Origin of the sequence: Mesorhizobium prunaredense, assembly GCF_900156895.1 — a bacterium.
Lineage (GTDB): Bacteria > Pseudomonadota > Alphaproteobacteria > Rhizobiales > Rhizobiaceae > Mesorhizobium > Mesorhizobium prunaredense.
Window position 1 is genome coordinate 102,781 of the sequence record NZ_FTPD01000078.1, and the last position, 17,722, is coordinate 120,502.

Here is a 17,722-nt window from a genome sequence, read left to right on the forward strand (position 1 = left end):
GCGTTTGAATGCCGGATTCTGCCAGCCGGAGGAGCCGCTCACCAAGGACCGAGGCCCGATCGGCGGACTTCACTTTTTTGTCTCGGGCAGCGCCGCTTTGCTCAAGGTCGTGCTGCGTTTTGGTACGGCGAGCCGGCGCCCCATAAATCGCACAAGCAAGTTCCGTCTTCTCTTGCGCTGGACAAGATCGATATCGCTGACAAGCTTTGCGCCGCCCTCGCGCCGCTCCAATGTGATCTTGCGGCTATGAAAGGCTTCCAACTCAGCGCGATGCGCCACGCTTATGATGGTGACCTTCGGCAATTCGTGAACGATCATCTCCATCATCTTGTCCTGGCTCTTTTCATCGAGTGCTGACGTTGCTTCATCCAGCACGATGATATCGGGACTGTGCAGCAGAAGACGCGCGAAGGCGAGCCGCTGCTTTTCGCCACCCGACAGGGTCTGGTCCCATGGCGCGTCGTCCTCGAGCTTGTCGTTCAGATAATCGAGTCCGACCTTGTCGAGGGCAGCCTTGATCTTGTCCAGCGTCCAGCGATCGGCGGCGCCTGGATAGGCGACAGCGCGGCGAAGCGTCCCGGTGGGGACATAAGGCCGTTGCGGCAACATGAACAGCCGTCTGTCGGCGTGGATGTTGACGCTGCCGCCACCCCACGGCCAAAGACCTGCGACGGCCCGCACCAGCGTACTCTTGCCTGAACCGGATTCGCCGGCGACGAGCACCCGCTCGCCTGATTTGATTACGACCTTGGTTTCCTTGACCACGGCGGTGCCGTCGTCGAGCGATACGGACAGATTGTTCAGGCTGAGCATCGCATCGCCTGCAGCTTCGCCGCGCTTTATGCGTCCGAGCGTGTTGCTCTGTTCCGCGCGCTCGAGCCCGTCGAGCGACATCATCAGCGAGGCGATGCGCCGAGCACAGGCGTTCCAATTGGCGAGACGGGGGTAGTTGTCGACCAGCCATCCGAACGCGCCCTGCACGATGGCAAAGGCAGAGGCAGCCTGCATTACCTCGCCAAGTGTCATGCTGCCTTCGAGAAACTTTGGAGCGCAAAGCAAAATCGGCACGACAGGCGCAAACAGACTCGCCCCCTGCGATACCAGCGCTGTGCGCATGTGCTGACCTGTAAGGAGCGCCCATTGCCTGAGCACATAGGCGAACGTCTTGTCGATGCCGCTACGCTCCTCCTCCTCGCCGCCGAGCAATGCGATACTCTCGCCGTTTTCCCGCACGCGCGTCAGCGTGTAGCGGAATTCGGCTTCCGCCTGATTTTTTTCCTCGGAGAGGTGGACGAAATGGCGGCCAATGACCGCCATCGAGGTGGATGTGATCGCGGCATAGACTACCGCGGTGATGACGAGAAAGCCGGGAATGGTCACCGTCGAACCTGCGATCGTCAGGGTCAGGGCCCCGCCGATCGTCCAGAGCACCACGATGAAGGTCGAGGCCGACAGAAACGCGTTGATGACACCGGCGATGAAGTCGACCGGGGATTCGGTGGCAATCCGCAAATCCTCCGTGATGCGGGCTTCGGGGTTCTGGTGGTCGCCGCCGACGAGGTTCAACTGAAAGTAGCGGCCGCTTGCAAGCCAACGCGCGATGACCGCGTTGGTGAGCCAGGAACGCCAGCGGCGCTGCATCGTCATGCGAAGGAAGACCTGTGCAACGACAAGGCTTCCGCTTCCGAGCACGAGCGGCACGAAAACGGCGCTCAGGACATAGACGGTGCGCGCATTGCGTTGCTCAAGGGCGTCGAAAATTGCGCGATTCCAGACATTGATCCCATACTGGAAGCCGACATTGATGACGATTAGGAGCAATAACCCGATCGTGTACGGCCAAGCCCGCCTGTCGCCTCCGCGGCCCCAGTAGCCGCGCGCGCTGATCCAGAAACGCCTCAGCAAGTATCTCTTGCGCGCCTGCTCGGCCTCCTCAGGGGCCTCCTCAGGGGTCAGCTCCGGATCGGGTTCGATGAAATCCTGCGGCGACGGGGCCGCGCCGACGATCTCAGACGCGACTTCGACAGTCGATTGCTTCTCCTGGCGCGGCTTTTCGGCATCGCGTGATTTGGAGACCGATTTCGGCTTGGATTTTGCCCCGGACATACCGGCGATAACGGCTTAGAAATCATAAGGTTTCAATGATGTCCGCTCAAGCCGCTTGATCTCCACGTCGGCGCGGATGCGGTCGGCTTCGTTTCCTGGCGTCTTCCTTGATCGGCTGCCACTTCGTGAGCCTGTCGACAATCTTGCCGACAGGACTGATGAGCTTCAGGGGTTAGGCTGTGAACTCATAAATTCGGCATGACCGGCATGGGTGGAAGGCGGAACTGCGGCGACATACAGTAATGGCCATGATGGTCCGCAAGCCCAGCCTCATTGAAATGGTAGTCCAAGCATCTCTTTGCGCTTTCCTCCTGTTGCTGGCCACCACCGGCTGCGCAGAGGTGCTATCCCTGGGGAATGACGGAGGGACCGATGGAGGGCGGCTCCTGGAACTATGCGAACAAGGAAATCTACCTGAGATCAGCATTGGTCTGGGTTGGTATCCTCGCAATAGCAATTTTGTCGCCCTTCGCTATGCGGGGTGTTTGGACCGGACTGGTTGCCATCGCTATCATTCTTGCCGCAGGATTCTACAGCGCGGAATGGATGACCGGGTTCTTGCTATAGCGACCTCCTGGCGAGATCAGAGTCGCAATCACGAATGTACGACAAGAGGTCGTTTTCGACCGAGGCTTTCATATTGCAGCGGAATCTCAGATCGCGCTCGCCACGAGGCCGACGACCATCTGGAGACGCGGGGGCGAATCGTCTCACTGTCGTTGAAGAATGCGAAATGCAAAAACCGCGCTCCATCGGGAACGCGGCTTTGCCAGATACGCATGGCGCTTCGCTGACTGAACACTTGGCGAAACTTACGGGCTCCGGGACGCGAGACCTGATCCGGAGCGCCGGGCGGATGCGATATGCCGCCTCGCACTCCGTTCTACAGGGACATCGTTACCGGGTGGTTATCGATAGTTTAAGCAAATCTAAATTTGCGATGTTTCTTTGCCGGAAACCGAGGCCGGTCGAGTTCGAGGCTTAAAGCGCGTCGCGTCTGAAGGGCAAGCTTTTGGGCGACATGCATTACGCCGGGGTGCCGCGCAGGAAATTTATGATGCCGGAGAAGTCGGCAGCGGCATGCCCCTGAGCGTTGAACAGCGCATAAAGCTGGGCGGCCTCGGCGCCGAGCGGCGTCACCGCACCGGCGCTTTGCGCGGCTTCCTGCGACAGTTTCAGGTCCTTCAGCATCAGTGCCGCGGCAAACCCCGGCCTGTAGCCATTGTTGGCCGGCGATGTCGGCACCGGGCCGGGGACCGGGCAGTAGGTGGTCAGCGACCAGCACTGGCCCGACGAGTTCGAGGCGACGTCGAACAGCGCCTGATGCGACAGGCCGAGCTTTTCCGCCAGAACGAAGGCTTCGGCGACGCCGATCATCGAAATGCCCAAGATCATGTTGTTGCATATCTTTGCCGCCTGTCCGGCGCCGTCATCGCCGCAATGGACGATGCGGCCGGCCATCGGCTTGAGGATTGGTTCGGCCCTGGCGAAGGCTTCCTTCGAGCCGCCGGCCATGAAGGTCAGCGTGCCGGCGGTGGCGCCGCCGGTGCCGCCGGAAACCGGCGCGTCGATCGACAGCAGCTTGTGTCTGACGGCAATGGCGTGGGCTTTTCGTGCCGATTCGACGTCGATGGTCGAGGAATCGATGAACAGCGCACCTTTTTTCGCCTTGGGCGCGATGTCTTCATAGACCGACAGGACATGTTTGCCGGCCGGCAGCATGGTGATGACCACATCGGCCTCCTTCACCGCGGCAACGGCATTGGCCATGACGACGACCCCATGCTCCTTGGCGATGACGAGATTTTCCGGGATCAGGTCGAAGCCGTGAACGGCATATCCAGCTTTGACGAGGTTGGCTGCCATCGGATTGCCCATATTGCCGAGGCCGATGAAGGCGATGGTGGTCATAATGGCACTCCGTGATTTGGGTAAGGCAGTAGGCAGCCTATTCTGGCGCGAGTTTGCTAATAAGCTGGCGAAGCATTTTTCCGATGCCCTCGGTCGCTAACAGCATCTGATAAGCTTGATCATGCGTAGCAAGGCCAATGCGTTCAGCGATCTGGAGGTGCGTCTCGAACGCCTTCAGCGACCCTTGGGCTATCCGGAGAAATTGCTGAGAAGAGCCTCTGTCGTCTCGGCCGTAACCTTCCGCGACGTTTGCAGGGATAGAGGCTGCTGAGCGGCGGATTTGGCTGGTCAACCCATACAATTCCTCTTTTGGCCATGCCTTGGTCAAGGAGTAGGTGGCGACGGCCAGATCCATCGCCTGCTGCCATACGATAAGATCCTTGTACCAATTGATCTTGCCGGTCATCCTATTGCCTATTGCCTTACCGGCCGATCAGGGCGCGTGCGATGATGACGCGCATGATCTCGTTGGTGCCTTCGAGAATCTGGTGGACACGCAAATCCCGCACCAGCTTCTCGATGCCGTAATCGTGCAGGTAGCCATAGCCGCCATGCAGTTGCAGCGCGTCGTTGGCAACGTTGAAGCCGATGTCGGTGACGAAGCGCTTGGCCATCGCCGACCATTTTGAGGCGTCAGGGGCCTTGCGGTCGAGCTTCGAGGCAGCGGCGTAAAGGAATATCCGTGCAGCCTGCAGTTCGGTCTCCATGTCGGCCAGCTTGAATTGCAGCGCCTGGAACTGGTTGATCTTGGCTCCGAAGGCCTTGCGTTCGGCGGTGTAGGACAGCGCCTTGTCGAGCGCCGATTGCGCCCCGCCCAGCGAACAGGCGGCGATGTTGAGCCGGCCGCCGTCGAGCCCGGCCATGGCGATGCCGAAGCCGGCGCCTTCGTCCGAGAGCAGGTTTTGCGCCGGCACCTTGCAGTCCTCGAAGACGACCTGGCGGGTCGACTGCATGTGCCAGCCCATCTTGTGCTCGTTGGCGCCGAAAGACAGGCCGGGCGCATCTTTCGGCACGACGAAGGTCGAAATGCCCTTCGGCCCGTCGGCGCCGGTGCGCGCCATGACGATGTAGAGGTCGCTGTCGCCGGCGCCCGAGATGAACTGCTTGACGCCGTTCAGCACATAGTCGCCGCCACTCTTCACCGCGCGCGTCTTCAGCGCCGCAGCATCCGATCCCGAGCCTGGCTCGGTAAGGCAATAGCTGGCCAGCCATTCCATCGAAGTCAGCTTCGGCAGGAAGCGTTGGCGCTGCTCGTCACTGCCGAAGCGGTCGATCATCGAGGCCACCATGTTGTGGATCGAGATGAAGGAGGAAAAGGCCGGATCGGCGCGCGAAAGCGCCTCGAAGATCAGCACCGCGTCGAGCCGGCCGAGCGCTGAGCCGCCGACATCGTCACTGATATAGATGCCGCCAAGGCCGAGCGGGCCAGTCTCGCGGATCACGTCTGCCGGAAAATGCTTGTTGCGATCCCAGTCGAGCGCGTTCGGTGCCACGCGATCGGCAGCGAAGGCCTCGGCCATCTCCTGGATGGCGCGCTGGTCCTCGTTGAGTTCGAACTGGCTGGTGCCCGCATCGACAGCGGCGTCCATGGCGTGCTCCGTGATGTCTTCGGCCTGCTGGCCTGTCGTTTTTGGCTTTGCGCGCGGTTCAATCTAGACCAATGATGCCGCCGCGCAAGCCGACCATCTCCATCCAACGATTTGGGGGCGGCTGTGCGAGAATGCGTGTCTGGGGCAAGGCGTGACAACAATTTTCGATGAGCTGCTTGAGCGTTTCCACGCCACTCTCGCAACATTCGATGATGCGCTGGTGCGCGATGCGGTGGCCCGGATCTTCTGGGCCATGCCGGCGCGTCGGCTCGAGCCGCGTCCGCTCGCCTGCCTGCGCCAGCTCGACCGCATCGTCGAGCTCGCTCCGGCCAACACCCAGCCGCTGGCGCGGCTGCTTGCGGAGCGTCGCGGCGATCTGTGCTGGGGGCAGACCTACAGCGAGGCGGATCTCGGCCAGACATTCATCGACAATTACGGCTGGCTGGAGGTCTTCGGCATGCGCGGCCATTTCGTCAACGACGAGGTCGCGGCCGGTCTGCTGATCCTCGGGCCTGAAATCGTCTATCCCGACCACCATCATGTCGCCGAGGAGATCTACATTCCGCTGACCGGCGGCACCGAATGGCGCATGGGCGAAGGCGACTTTCGCAGGCGTGAGGCGGGTGAGGTGATCCACCATGCCTCTGATGTCAGCCATGCTATGCGCACCGGCAAGGAGCCTCTGCTGGCGCTCTATATCTGGCGCGGCGGACCACTGGCCGCGAAATCCACGATCAGCGGCAGCGTTTCACAGGGCAGGAATTAATGGCGGCCAAGGCGATCATGCTGCAGGGCACAGGCTCCGATGTCGGCAAGACGGTGCTGGTCGCGGGCCTCTGCCGCGCGGCGAGGAACCGTGGGCTGAAGGTGCGGCCGTTCAAGCCGCAGAACATGTCGAACAACGCCGCCGTCGCCGATATACCGGGCGACAAACTCGGCGGCGAGATCGGCCGTGCCCAATGGCTGCAGGCGATCGCCTGTCGCGTTGTGCCCACCGTCCATATGAACCCGGTGCTGCTCAAGCCGCAGACCGATATCGGCGCGCAAGTGGTGGTGCAGGGCAAGGTGTTCGGCGAGGCGCGGGCACGCGACTACCAGGCGCTGAAAGCCCGTCTGATGGCTGCCGTGCTCGACTCCTGGGCCAAGGTCGGCGAGGGTGCCGACCTCGTCATCGTCGAAGGCGCCGGCTCGCCGGCCGAGATCAATCTGAGGAGCCGAGACATTGCCAATATGGGCTTTGCGACGCGCGCCAACGTGCCGGTGATCCTCGTCGGCGACATCGATCGCGGCGGCGTCATCGCCTCGGTCGCCGGCACCCATCTGATCTTGCCTGAAGAGGACCGGCGCATGATCGTCGGCTATCTCATCAACAAGTTCCGCGGCGATGTCTCGCTGTTCGACGACGGCATCAAGGCGATCAAGAGCTTCACCGGCTGGCGCTGCTTTGGCGTCGTGCCGTGGCTGAAGGCGGCGGCGCGGCTGCCCTCGGAAGATTCCGTGGTGCTCGAACGCCTGGCGTCCGGCGAGAAGCGCGCGCTGAAGGTCGCCGTGCCGATGCTTTCGCGCATCGCCAATTTCGACGACCTCGACCCGCTCAAGGCCGAGCCGCAGGTCGAGGTCGTCTTCGTGCCGCCCGGCCAGCATTTGCCGGACGACGCTGGGCTGGTGATCATTCCCGGCTCAAAGTCGACGATCGGCGATCTCCTGAGATTCCGTGAAAACGGCTGGGACCGCGACCTTGCCGCCCATCGCAAGCGCGGCGGCCATGTGGTCGGCATCTGCGGCGGCTTCCAGATGCTCGGCCGTGTCGTGCGCGATCCCGACGGCATCGAGGGCAGCGTTACCGAGACGGACGGGCTCGGCCTGCTCGACGTCGAAACGGTGATGGAGCCGGAAAAGACGGTGCGCAATGTCAGCGCTCGCTCGGTCCAGTTCGATCTGCCGCTCAAGGGCTACGAGATTCATCTCGGCCGCACCACCGGTCCCGACACGCTGCGGCCGTCCGCCGTCATCAACGGCGTCGATGACGGCGCCGTCTCGGCCGACGGCAAGGTGTCGGGCAGCTATCTGCACGGGCTGTTTTCCGCCGACGCTTTTCGGGCGAAATTCCTGGAAAATCTCGGCGTCAAAGGCGGCGGCATCGATTATCGCGCCAAGGTCGAACGGGCGCTCGACGAGATCGCAGCCGAGCTGGAAACCCACCTCGACTGCGACACGATTTTTGGTTTGGCGCGGTAGCTGCTCGGCGAAGGAGCTTTGACAGGTCAGATGTTGCGCTGACGAAGCGCATGCCCTGGCGGGAGCGTTGAACGTTGGCGCTGTCGCCGACGCTGCCGATCTCCCCCCTTGTGGGGGAGATGCCCGGCAGGGCAGAGGGGGGCGCGAAGGATCGCCAGCCTTTGCTATAACTTCATTCTCAGCCACTAACCACTCTGCCGGCGTAGCTACTAACGGTTGACAGGCCGGCGGGACAGCGCCCCCCTCTGTCCTGCCGGACATCTCCCCCACAAGGGGGGAGATTGGCTGTCACTTCGGCTTTCGCCAATCTCCAGCGTTGACCGCGACGTCGCTTCGCTCCTGCTTCGCCTGCAGCAGCACTGCCAATTCAGGCCTTTTCACCAACCTTCGGCCAGTAAGTTCCGAACGACCAGACATTGCCTTCCGGATCGCGGCAGATGAATTCGCGGCTGCCATAGTCGCGGTCGGTCAGCTCTTCCAGTATTTCGGCGCCGGCCTTCTTGGCTCGGGCATAAGCGGTATCGGCATCGTCGACGGCAACATAGATCGATTTGCCGCCACCCGGGCCCGGCGCGCCGATCATCTGGCCAAACTTGTCGTCGCGTGCAGTGCCCAGCATGATCATCGAGGAGCCGAAAGTCAGTTCGGCGTGTTGGACGATGTCGCCTTCGCCGTAGCGGGCATGAACGCTAAAGCCGAAGGCTTCACCCAGCCAGTCGATCATTTTGGCGGCATTGCGGTAGCGCAAGGTCGGATAGAGCCTGGGCGGTTCGACTGACATGGTCATGACGATCTCCTTCAATTGGATTGGACGATAATCCAGTCTGGGCGAAGGCTGTTCCCACGTCTTGAAGAAATGTTACCTGCCCGCGCGCCCCCTTGGGCGTCGCAAGAGCCGTTTCAGAACCTATGCCTGGGCGGCCAGCGCCGTCGGCGTTTCGCCGGCAAAGTCGCGGAATTCGCGCACCAGATGCGCCTGGTCGGCATAGCCGCAATCGGCGGCGATATCAGCCCAATCGGATTTGCCCTGCCTCGACAGGCCCAGCGCCCGGTTGAAGCGGACGATACGCGACAGCGTCTTGGGGCCGACGCCGATCGCGTTGGAGAATTTTCCCAAGAGATGCTTGCGGCTCCAGCCCAGCCTGTCGGCGAGCGATGAGACGCGAATGCGACCGCCCGAGACGATGATCCGGTCATAGGCCCAGGCGATTTCGGCCTGGGTTTCGCGGGCTTTGGCCAGCCGCGCGGCGACGAACGTCTCGACGATGGCAAAACGTGCGCTCCAGGCGTGCGCATTGCCAAGTCTTTCGCGCAGCGCGATGCCTTCGATCCCGAGCACATCGTCGAGGCCGACCATGCGGTCGGTCAGTTCGCTCATCGCAAGGCCGAAGAAGCGTCGGGCGCCGAGCGGGGTGAAATTGACCTGGACGCAGCAGGCGCCGCCTCGGGATTCGATCACCACCGGACCGGCATAGAGGCCGGCGGCGAAACTGGCGAAGCGGTCGTTGTCGCCCGGCTCCTTGCCGAGTCCGATGGCGAAGGGTTCGGCAAAGCTGATGACCAGCGGCACGGTCAGCGATGCATACTCGACGTTGCGGAACCGGCCGGGCATGGTTTCGCGGTAGCCGCAGATGTCAGTGACTGAACCCTGGAGCCAAGGGCCGGGCGCATGCCGCACCATCTCGAACCGGTCGAGGCCAGGGCTGTGGTGGTTGCTGCCGTCTTCGCTCTGGGCAGACATGGGCTTTCCTTCCGCCCGCGGATGGTAGCAGACCAGCCCTCAGAATCAAAAGCGCCCGGCCTGTGGCCGGGCGCTCCGAGTTGCCTGAGATCTGAGGGATTAGGCGCCGCGAACCAGGCAGCCGCCGGCAAGCACGATATAAGCGATGAGGACAATCCACACCGCGGCCAGGGGAATGAACGCAAAAACGCCGAGAGCGGCGAGAAGGCCGATGATGGCGATAACAAGGGATATGATGAAAATAAGCTGCGTAGGCGCACTGAGATTCATGTGTGGCTCCTCCGACATGATTCTTACAACCGCATCCTATCAGGCGCCCCGTTCACACACCAATCAGCGGGGCGCAGCGGGTTCAAGGCATTGCTTCAGGTTTGCGCTGCCTTCCAGCGTTGATGGTTGGCGAAAGCTGAAGCGACATCCAATCTCCCCCCTTGCGGACCCCTTGCGGACCCCTTGCGGGGGAGATGCCAAATTTTGGCAAAGGGAGGGCAGGACAGAGGGGGGTGGGAAGGATCGCCAACTTTCGGCTTTGACCATCCCAACCGGAAACAGCCTGAGGGTTGGTAAAAATTGGTTGACAGGTCGGAGGGACAGCACCCCCCTCTGCCCTGCCGGGCATCTCCCCCGCAAGGGGGGAGATCGGCAGCTTCACCGACAGCGCCTACTCCGGAATGTTGAAGTAGGCGCCGAGGATGACGACGGTCTGGATGGCGAGATCGAACATGGGATGGTTGCGGGAAGGGGCTTCCGGCCAGAGGGAAAATATGGCGCGCTCGACCACAGCCGACCATTTGCGCAAGGCCGATTCCGCGCTACCTATTTGCAACGAATCGGAAAGGGGATGCTGATGGCATTCGCATTGCTGGACCAGATACGTTCGATCTTCGACGGCGACCCCGGCGTGCGCAAGGTCGCGGACGATCCTGTGCTGTCGGCGGAACTGCTGATGCTGTTTCGCATGATTTTGGCCGACGGCACGGTCAGCGAGAGTGAAATGGTCGCGTTCAGGCGCATCTGCCGGGAAGCCTTCGGTATTCCGGAAGCCAGCATCGACAGCGTCATCGAATATCTCAACGAGTTCGGCTACGAGACCAACGGCTCGCAAGCCATCGCGCAGTTCCGTGACCTCGACGTCGAGAGGCGCAGCCTGCTTGCCCGCCATATGGCCGAGATTGCCAAGGCCGATTCGCAACTTGCCGGGACAGAGATGCAGCTCTTGCGCCGCACCCTCGACTTGCTCGACATCAGCCCAGCCGATGTGGTGAAGGCCGAAGAGTAAGCCTCTCTGAACGGTCGGCTGTTCACCCCTGTTCCTGTAACCGCCGGGCAATCGCGCGGTGCAGGTCCGGGGCCGCAGCGACCAGCGACTTCGCCGCTTCGGACTGCGGATGGTCGAGAACCTCGCTCGTCCTGCCGCGCTCGACGATCTTGCCGGCATGCATGATCATCACCTGGTCGGTGATGGCGCGGGCAACGGTCAGATCGTGGGTGATAAACAGATAGGCAACGCCGAGCGTCTGGTTGAGCTCGGCGAACAGGTCGAGAATCTGGGCGCGGATCGAGACGTCGAGCGCCGAGACCGGCTCGTCGGCGACGACCAGCTTGGGGCGGGTGATGATGGCGCGGGCGATCGACAGGCGCTGGCGCTGGCCACCTGAAAATTCGTGCGGATATTTGTCCATGTCGCGTGGACCAAGGCCGACATCGTGCAGGGCCTTTGCCACCATCTCGCGCCGTTCCGCATCCGTCGGCTTCTTCTCCAGGACATGCAGTGGCTCGGCGACCAGTTTTTCGACCTTCTGGCGCGGATCGAAGGAGCCGTAAGGGTCCTGGAACACCACCTGCATGTCGCGGCGCGCCGGCTTGAGCTCCGCCTCGCTCTTGCCGGTGATGACTTCGCCGCGAAACCGGATCGTTCCCGATGTCGGCCCGTCCAGCGCCAGGACCATGCGGGCAAGCGTGGACTTGCCGCAACCGGAACGCCCGACCAGCGCCACCGACTGGCCGGGATCGATCGAGAACGAGACGTCGTCGACGGCGCGGGTCGGGGCCGCGCGCTTCAGCAGCGATTTGCGGCGTCCCGGATAGTCCCGCGTCACGCTCTCTACCTGAAGAAGAGGTCTGGCTCCCTGAAGAAGAGGTTTGGCAACCTGGAGCTGGGGGTTGTCTTGGCCGACCTCGTGCGTCGTGGCACGCGCCGGCACATGCATCGAGGCCTGCGCCAGCTGCCGCGTGTAGGGATGAAGCTGCTCGGACAAGGTGCGCGCCGTGTCGCCGGCCTCCATCACTTCGCCGTGCCGCAGGATGGTGATGCGCTCCGCCATTTCGGTCACAACCGCCAGGTCATGCGAGATCAACAGCAGACCCATGCGGTTTTCTGCGACCAGGTCGCGCAACAGGTCGAGGATCTGCGCCTGCAGCACGACGTCGAGCGCCGTCGTCGGCTCGTCGGCGATCAGCAGTTTTGGTTTCAGCGCGCAGGCGATGGCGATGACGACGCGCTGGCGCTGGCCGCCGGAAAGCTCGTGCGGATAGCGCGACAGCGGGACTTGCGCTGGGGGCAGGCCAACCCGGTCGAGCATTTTTCGGGCGCGGTCCTCGGCGTCGGCGCGGCTTGCCCTGGTGTGCCAGCGGATGCCTTCGGCGACCTGCTCGCCAATCGTCTTGACCGGGTTCAGCGCCGTCATCGGTTCCTGGAAAACCATGCCGATATCATCGCCGCGCAGCGCGCACATCTGGTCTTCGCTGGCCGCAAGGATGTCGATGCCGTCGAAGGCGACGCGCCCGCTGGCGCGCGCCGCCCAGGGCAGAAGCCGCATCACCGTCAATGCCGTGATCGATTTGCCCGAGCCGGATTCGCCGACCAGCCCCGTCACCTCGCCGGGCGCGACGGAGAGCTCGACATCCCTCAGGATCGGCGTGTCGCCGATCGTCAGCGACAATTTCTCGATTTCGAGCAGGCTCATCGCTGCCGCCGCGATTTGGGGTCGAGGATGTCGGCAATACCGTCGCCGAGTAGGTTCAGTCCAAGCACGGTGACGACGATCGCCATGCCGGGAAAGATCGCCATCCACGGCGCCACCCCCATGCGCGTCTGCGCATCGAACAGCATCCGGCCCCAGCTCGGCATTGGCGGCTGTGTGCCGAGCCCGACATAGGAAAGCCCAGCTTCGGCCAGGATGCCGAGCGCGAACTGGATCGTGCCTTGCACGAGGAGCAAAGTGACGATGTTGGGCAGCACGTGTTCCACGGTGATCAGTGCTTTGCCTTTTCCGGCGGCGCGCGCGGCGAGGATGAATTCGCGCGGCCAGATCGCCAGCGCGCCGGCCCGGGCGACGCGGGCGAAGACCGGGATGTTGAAAATGCCGATGGCGATGATGGCGTTGAGCGCGCCCGGGCCGAAGATGGCGGTGATCATGATCGCCGACAGCAGGGCAGGGAAGGCGAAGACGAGATCGTTCAGCCGCATTACCGCTTCGTCGACGATGCCGCCGCGCGCCGCGGCAAGGGCGCCGAGCGGCACGCCAACGCCCATGCCGATACCGACCGCCACCAGCGCCACGGCGATCGAATTGCGGGCCCCGACCATGATCATGGAAAAAATGTCGCGGCCGAAATGATCGGTGCCGAACCAGTGCGCCGGCGAGGGTGCCTGGGTCTTGTCGGCGATGATCAGCCTGGTGACGTCAAAAGGCGTCCAGAAGAACGAGACGATGGCGACCGCTGCCACCAGTGCAGTGATGACGAAGCCGGTGAGGAACGATCGGTTGGTGAAAGCCCTGACGAGGATGTCGGCAAAATTATCCTCAGGGAGGTCGAAGCGCAACGTCATTGGCGGCTTCTCAGCCGCGGATCGACGACCGCATAGGAGAGATCGACAAGCAGGTTGACGGCGATGACGGCGGCGACCAGCAGCATGACGACGCTTTCGACGACGATCAGGTCGCGCTGGGTGATCGCCTGGAACACCAGCCGGCCGAGGCCGGGGAGATAAAAGACGTTCTCGATGATGATGGTGCCGGCGAGCAGGAAGGCGAACTGCAGGCCGAGAATGGTCAGCACCGGGATCATCGCGTTGCGCAGCGCGTGCCGCCACAGCACCGCGCGATAGGGCAGGCCCTTGGCGCGGGCAGTGCGGATATAGTCCTCGCTCAGCACGTCGATCATCGCCGAGCGGGTGACGCGGGCGAGGATCGCCGCTTGCGGCAGAGCGAGCGCGATCGCCGGCAGGACCAGCGATTTCAGCGCCGGCCAGACGCCGGCGCTCCATCCCGGAAAGCCGCCGGCCGGCACCAGCCGCAGCCAGACGGCAAACAGGTAGATCAGCATCAGCGCAAACCAGAAGTTCGGCACGGCGACACCAAGCTGGGCGGCGCCCATTGCGATCGTGTCGCCGGCCTGTCCGTGCCGGCCGGCGGAAAACAGCCCGACCGGAATGGCGATGATGGTGGACAGCGCCAACGCGATCAGCGCCAGCGGCAGCGAGACCACGATGCGCTCGCGGATCAGGTCGATGACCGGCACCGAATAGGTGTAGGAACGGCCGAAATCGAGGCTCAGCAAGCCGCCGGCCCAGTGCAGATAGCGCGCGGCAAGCGGCGCGTTGAGACCCATCTGGTTGCGCAGCAACTCGACCTGGTCGGCGCTGGCGTTCATGCCCAGCATCAGCCGCGCCGGGTCGCCGGGAATGATCTCCAGCACGGCAAAGACCACCATCGAGGCCAGGACCAGCGTGATGAGGGCGATGGCAAGACGCTTGAGGAGATAGGCGGTCATGGCGGGAGGACCGCAGTGTTGCCATCGACCGGCCAACTGTTAATGCCGGCGCCGCCCCTCATCCGCCTGCCGGCACCTTCTCCCCGTATAGTGACGGGGAGAAGGGGGCTGGCCGCAACCTTGGCACCTCTTCTGCAACGCTGGAGATTGGCGAAATCCTTTGCGAAGGCGTCCTTCTCCCCGTCACTATACGGGGAGAAGTGCCCGGCAGGGCGATGAGGGGCAGCGCAGAACTGAAGCGATTGCCCTGCGGCTCGGGCCAGGCATCCCGGCAGGACAGAGCGGGGTGCCACCGGCTGCAAGCTTCGCCCTTTTGGCCAGCAGTCCCTCACTCCGTCCACTTCACCTTGGTCAAATCATTGGCCTGGATCGGCGCATTTTTCCAAAAACCCTCGAGCTTGGCGTCCCAGACGCCGACTTTCGGCAGTTCGTAGAGGAAGCCGACCACGGCATCGTCGGCCAGTATCTTCTGCGCCTCGCCGAGCAGCGTCATGCGCTTGGCCTCATCGGAGGTGAGGTTCAGATCGGCGATGATCTTGTCGAAGGTCGGGTTGTCGTAGTTGAAGTAATAATCCTTGCGCGAATAGATATCGATGTCGTTGGGCTCGGTGTGGGAAACGATGGTCAGGTCGTAGTCCTTCCTGGTGAAGACCTGGTCCAGCCACTGCGCCCATTCCACCGGCACGATCTGCAGGTCGATGCCGACATCGCGAAGCTGCGACGCGATGATCTCGCCGCCAAGTCGCGCATAGGGGGGTGGCGGCAATTTCAGCGTCGCCTTGAAGCCGTTCTCCAGGCCGGATTCCTTCAAGAGTTCCCTGGCCTTCTCGACATTGTGCGGATAGAGGCCGGTGAGGTCGACATAGGCCTTGTTGGCGGGTGACATATGCGAGCCGATCGGCACGCCCAAACCGGCCGAAGCGCCGTCGATGATCGCCTTGCGGTCGAGCGCAAACGAAATCGCCTGCCTGACCTGCAGCCTGTCGAAAGGCGGCTTCTTGTTGTTCATCGAAAGGATGGTCTCACCCTCGGTCGCGCCGATCATCACCTTGAAGCGCGGGTCGCCCTGGATCTGGGCGACGCTGTCGGGGTCGAAGAAAGGGAAGGCCTGAACATCGCCGGAAAGCAGCGCCGGCACGGCGGCTGCGGCATCCGTGACGATGCGGAACTCGGCCTTGTCGAGGGACACCGGGGCGCCCCAGTAAGTGTCGGACTTGACCAGCGTGATCGACGAACCCTTGGCCCAGTTCTGGAATTTGAACGGGCCGGTGCCGACAGGCTTTTCCTTGTTGATGTCGGCTGTCTCCGGCGCGACGATGACCGCGTCGCCCCAGCCCATATTGTAGAGGAACGAACTTTGCGGGTTCTTCAGCGTGATCCTGACCGTCGCCGGATCGACCATTTCGACCGTATCGATGGCGGCGAACAGGCCCTTTTGTGCGTTGACGGAGTTGTCGGCACGGGCGCGGTCGAGCGAGAATTTGACGTCGTCGGCATTGAAGTCGGTGCCGTCATGGAATTTCACGCCGCTATGCAGCTTGAAGGTGTAGACCTTGCCGTCGTCGGAAACGGTCCAGCTTTCGGCGAGAGCCGGCAGCACCTCGCCGTTCGCACCGATGCGGGTCAGCCCCTCGAACACATTGGCATAAAGCACCTCGTCGATCGCCGCCGCAGCGCCGGCGGTCGGATCGAGATGCGGAGGCTCGAGCGTAATACCGATGACCAGATCGGTCCGCGCCGCAAATGCCGATGTTCCGGCAGACAGCACCAGGGCCGCAGCGGTGAGAATGGTTTTCCACAATTTCATCGTGCAACTCCCGATATGCTCAAAAACATGCTCAAAACCGGTGGATAGAAGCGTGATTTCACCGAGGAGTAAATTGCGTTTCGTGCTTTCCGGCAGCGCCGGCAGGAATGTTTTTTTCGCCCATCACCGACTACCGAGCGCCCGTGCCCCTCAGCAGCACGTTGAGCCCGATCGCCATCACCTTGGCCGACTCGACCATGTCTGAAATCCCCACCCATTCGTCGGGCCTGTGGGCGAGGTCGAGAATGCCCGGGCCATAGGCGATGCAGTCGTAGATGTGACCGATGCGGGCAATATGCTTCTGGTCGTAGGTGCCGGGCGAGATCACGTAGTCGGGCTCGCGGTCGAATATCTCCATGATGCCCTGCGCCACCGCCTTGACCACCGGCGCATCGCGCTCGGTCATCAGCGGCAGCACCTCCATGAGATCGCGGATCTCGTAGTCGAATTTCTTGCGCTCGCGCTTCAGCCGGTCGAGGATATCGGTCACCTCGCTCTTGACCGTGCCAAGATCCTCTTCGAGCAGGAAGCGGCGGTCGATGGTCAGCCGGCAGGAATCGGGGACGTTGGGCGAGGGCAGGCCGGGCCTGAAATCCTCGGTCTGGCCGCCATGGACCGAGTTGATGTTCATGGTCGAGCGCTTTGCCCCGTCGGGCACGACCGGCATGCGCGTGACCTTGCGGTCGAGCGCCGGGAACAGCTCGTCCTCGAAAGCCCTTAGCACGGCGCCCATATGGCGCACCGCATTGTCGCCGAGGAACGGCATCGAGCCGTGCGCGATCTCGCCCTTGGTCTCGATCTCCGCCCACCAGACGCCGCGATGGCCAAGGCAGATGCGGTCCTTGTTCAACGGCTCGGGAATGATGACGTGGTCGACCTTCGGCTTGGAGAAATAGCCGAGCTTGGCCAGATGCGCGACGCCGCCGAAGCCGCCCGACTCCTCGTCGACCGTGCCCGAAATCTCGATGGCGCCGGGAAAATCGGGGAACACCTCCATGAAGGCTTCGGTGGCGATGATCGAGGAGGCCAGGCCGCCCTTCATGTCGCAGGCGCCGCGGCCATAGACCTTGCCACCCCTGACGATGCCGGCGAAGGGATCGAGGCTCCAGCCGTCGCCGGCTTCGACCACGTCGATATGCGAGTTGAAATGCACGCAGGCGCCGGGCGAGCGGCCAGCGAAGCGGGCGACGACGTTGACGCGCGGGTAGCGGTCGGTGTCGCCGGGCGTGCCCTCGGCGCGGATGAATTCGACTTCGAAACCGCGCTTCTTCAGCCGCGCCCCGACGTATTCGGCGCATGGCCGATAGGCCTCGCCGGGCGGGTTGATGGTCGGAAAGCGGATCAGCTCCGCGGTCAGTGTGACCAGGTCGTCGACCCGATCATCGACCGCTTTCAGCAGGAGTTCGTTCATTCGACGAATTGAGCAGCCAACGATGCGTTTTGGCAAGCCTGTTGGCGGGTCGCGCCCTAGTTACCTGGTTTACGTGTCGTCACGGCAACTATCGCGGGAAATCGTTCAAATTCGCTGCTTTGGATTGGTGAATTCGTCAGAGG

At 62.7% G+C, this 17,722-nt stretch carries 16 protein-coding genes; 3 read left to right on the forward strand and 13 right to left on the reverse strand.

The features are described 5' to 3' along the window. Positions 1-69: 69 nt before the first annotated feature. The 4 genes from BQ8794_RS32485 to BQ8794_RS32505 form a co-directional block, all read right to left on the reverse strand. The gene (locus BQ8794_RS32485) at positions 70-2,106 is read right to left on the reverse strand and encodes an ABC transporter ATP-binding protein/permease (protein WP_143744809.1); all 2,037 of its coding nucleotides are present in this window, start codon (positions 2,104-2,106) and stop codon (positions 70-72) included. 1,026 nt (positions 2,107-3,132) lie between these two features. Next, entirely contained in the window at positions 3,133-4,017 is an 885-nt protein-coding gene (mmsB, locus tag BQ8794_RS32495) for a 3-hydroxyisobutyrate dehydrogenase (RefSeq protein WP_077383743.1), read from the reverse strand. Between the two features lie 37 nt (positions 4,018-4,054). Further along, a complete protein-coding gene (locus BQ8794_RS32500) occupies positions 4,055-4,423 on the reverse strand; it encodes a four helix bundle protein (protein WP_077383745.1) in 369 nt (122 codons plus the stop codon). Between the two features lie 16 nt (positions 4,424-4,439). Then, a complete protein-coding gene (locus BQ8794_RS32505) occupies positions 4,440-5,606 on the reverse strand; it encodes an isobutyryl-CoA dehydrogenase (protein WP_077383747.1) in 1,167 nt (388 codons plus the stop codon). Between the two features lie 151 nt (positions 5,607-5,757). On the opposite strand from BQ8794_RS32505, the gene BQ8794_RS32510 reads away from it, so the two are divergent. Beyond that, complete coding sequence (locus BQ8794_RS32510; protein WP_077383749.1) at positions 5,758-6,372, forward strand: dimethylsulfonioproprionate lyase family protein; 615 nt, start codon at positions 5,758-5,760, stop codon at positions 6,370-6,372. After that, positions 6,372-7,844: a cobyric acid synthase gene (locus BQ8794_RS32515; protein ID WP_077383751.1), complete on the forward strand. Its 1,473-nt coding sequence runs from the start codon at positions 6,372-6,374 to the stop codon at positions 7,842-7,844. The genes BQ8794_RS32510 and BQ8794_RS32515 overlap by 1 nt, the downstream gene beginning before the upstream one ends. A gap of 367 nt (positions 7,845-8,211) precedes the next feature. Here the strand turns inward: BQ8794_RS32515 and BQ8794_RS32520 are convergent, their stop codons facing one another. From BQ8794_RS32520 to BQ8794_RS35905, 4 genes are all read right to left on the reverse strand, one after another. After that, positions 8,212-8,631, reverse strand: a complete 420-nt coding sequence (locus BQ8794_RS32520) for a VOC family protein (RefSeq protein WP_077383865.1) — start codon at positions 8,629-8,631, stop codon at positions 8,212-8,214. Between the two features lie 120 nt (positions 8,632-8,751). After that, positions 8,752-9,585 carry a helix-turn-helix domain-containing protein gene (locus BQ8794_RS32525; RefSeq protein ID WP_077383753.1) on the reverse strand — a complete coding sequence of 278 codons (834 nt, stop codon included), beginning with the start codon at positions 9,583-9,585 and terminating at the stop codon, positions 8,752-8,754. Positions 9,586-9,684: 99 nt separating this feature from the next. Further along, the gene (locus BQ8794_RS32530) at positions 9,685-9,855 is read right to left on the reverse strand and encodes a hypothetical protein (RefSeq protein ID WP_077383756.1); all 171 of its coding nucleotides are present in this window, start codon (positions 9,853-9,855) and stop codon (positions 9,685-9,687) included. Positions 9,856-10,246: 391 nt separating this feature from the next. After that, the gene (locus tag BQ8794_RS35905; protein WP_167378927.1) at positions 10,247-10,384 is read right to left on the reverse strand and encodes a hypothetical protein; all 138 of its coding nucleotides are present in this window, start codon (positions 10,382-10,384) and stop codon (positions 10,247-10,249) included. 48 nt (positions 10,385-10,432) lie between these two features. Between BQ8794_RS35905 and BQ8794_RS32535 the strand changes: the two genes are divergently transcribed. After that, entirely contained in the window at positions 10,433-10,864 is a 432-nt protein-coding gene (locus BQ8794_RS32535; protein WP_077383867.1) for a TerB family tellurite resistance protein, read from the forward strand. 22 nt (positions 10,865-10,886) lie between these two features. Here BQ8794_RS32535 and BQ8794_RS32540 read toward each other — a convergent pair whose 3' ends face one another. The 5 genes from BQ8794_RS32540 to BQ8794_RS32565 all read right to left on the reverse strand — a co-directional run bounded on the left by BQ8794_RS32540 (position 10,887) and on the right by BQ8794_RS32565 (position 17,579). Next, positions 10,887-12,551, reverse strand: coding sequence for an ABC transporter ATP-binding protein (locus BQ8794_RS32540; protein WP_077383758.1), 1,665 nt, complete (start codon positions 12,549-12,551; stop codon positions 10,887-10,889). Continuing rightward, a complete protein-coding gene (locus tag BQ8794_RS32545) occupies positions 12,548-13,417 on the reverse strand; it encodes an ABC transporter permease (RefSeq protein WP_077383759.1) in 870 nt (289 codons plus the stop codon). Before BQ8794_RS32545 ends, BQ8794_RS32540 begins: the two co-directional genes overlap by 4 nt. Beyond that, positions 13,414-14,361: an ABC transporter permease gene (locus BQ8794_RS32550; RefSeq protein ID WP_077383761.1), complete on the reverse strand. Its 948-nt coding sequence runs from the start codon at positions 14,359-14,361 to the stop codon at positions 13,414-13,416. Before BQ8794_RS32550 ends, BQ8794_RS32545 begins: the two co-directional genes overlap by 4 nt. Before the next feature lie 328 nt (positions 14,362-14,689). Then, positions 14,690-16,168, reverse strand: a complete 1,479-nt coding sequence (locus tag BQ8794_RS32560) for an ABC transporter substrate-binding protein (RefSeq protein ID WP_077383763.1) — start codon at positions 16,166-16,168, stop codon at positions 14,690-14,692. A gap of 130 nt (positions 16,169-16,298) precedes the next feature. Then, a complete protein-coding gene (locus BQ8794_RS32565) occupies positions 16,299-17,579 on the reverse strand; it encodes an acetylornithine deacetylase/succinyl-diaminopimelate desuccinylase family protein (protein ID WP_077383765.1) in 1,281 nt (426 codons plus the stop codon). Between the last annotated feature and the right edge of the window lie 143 nt (positions 17,580-17,722).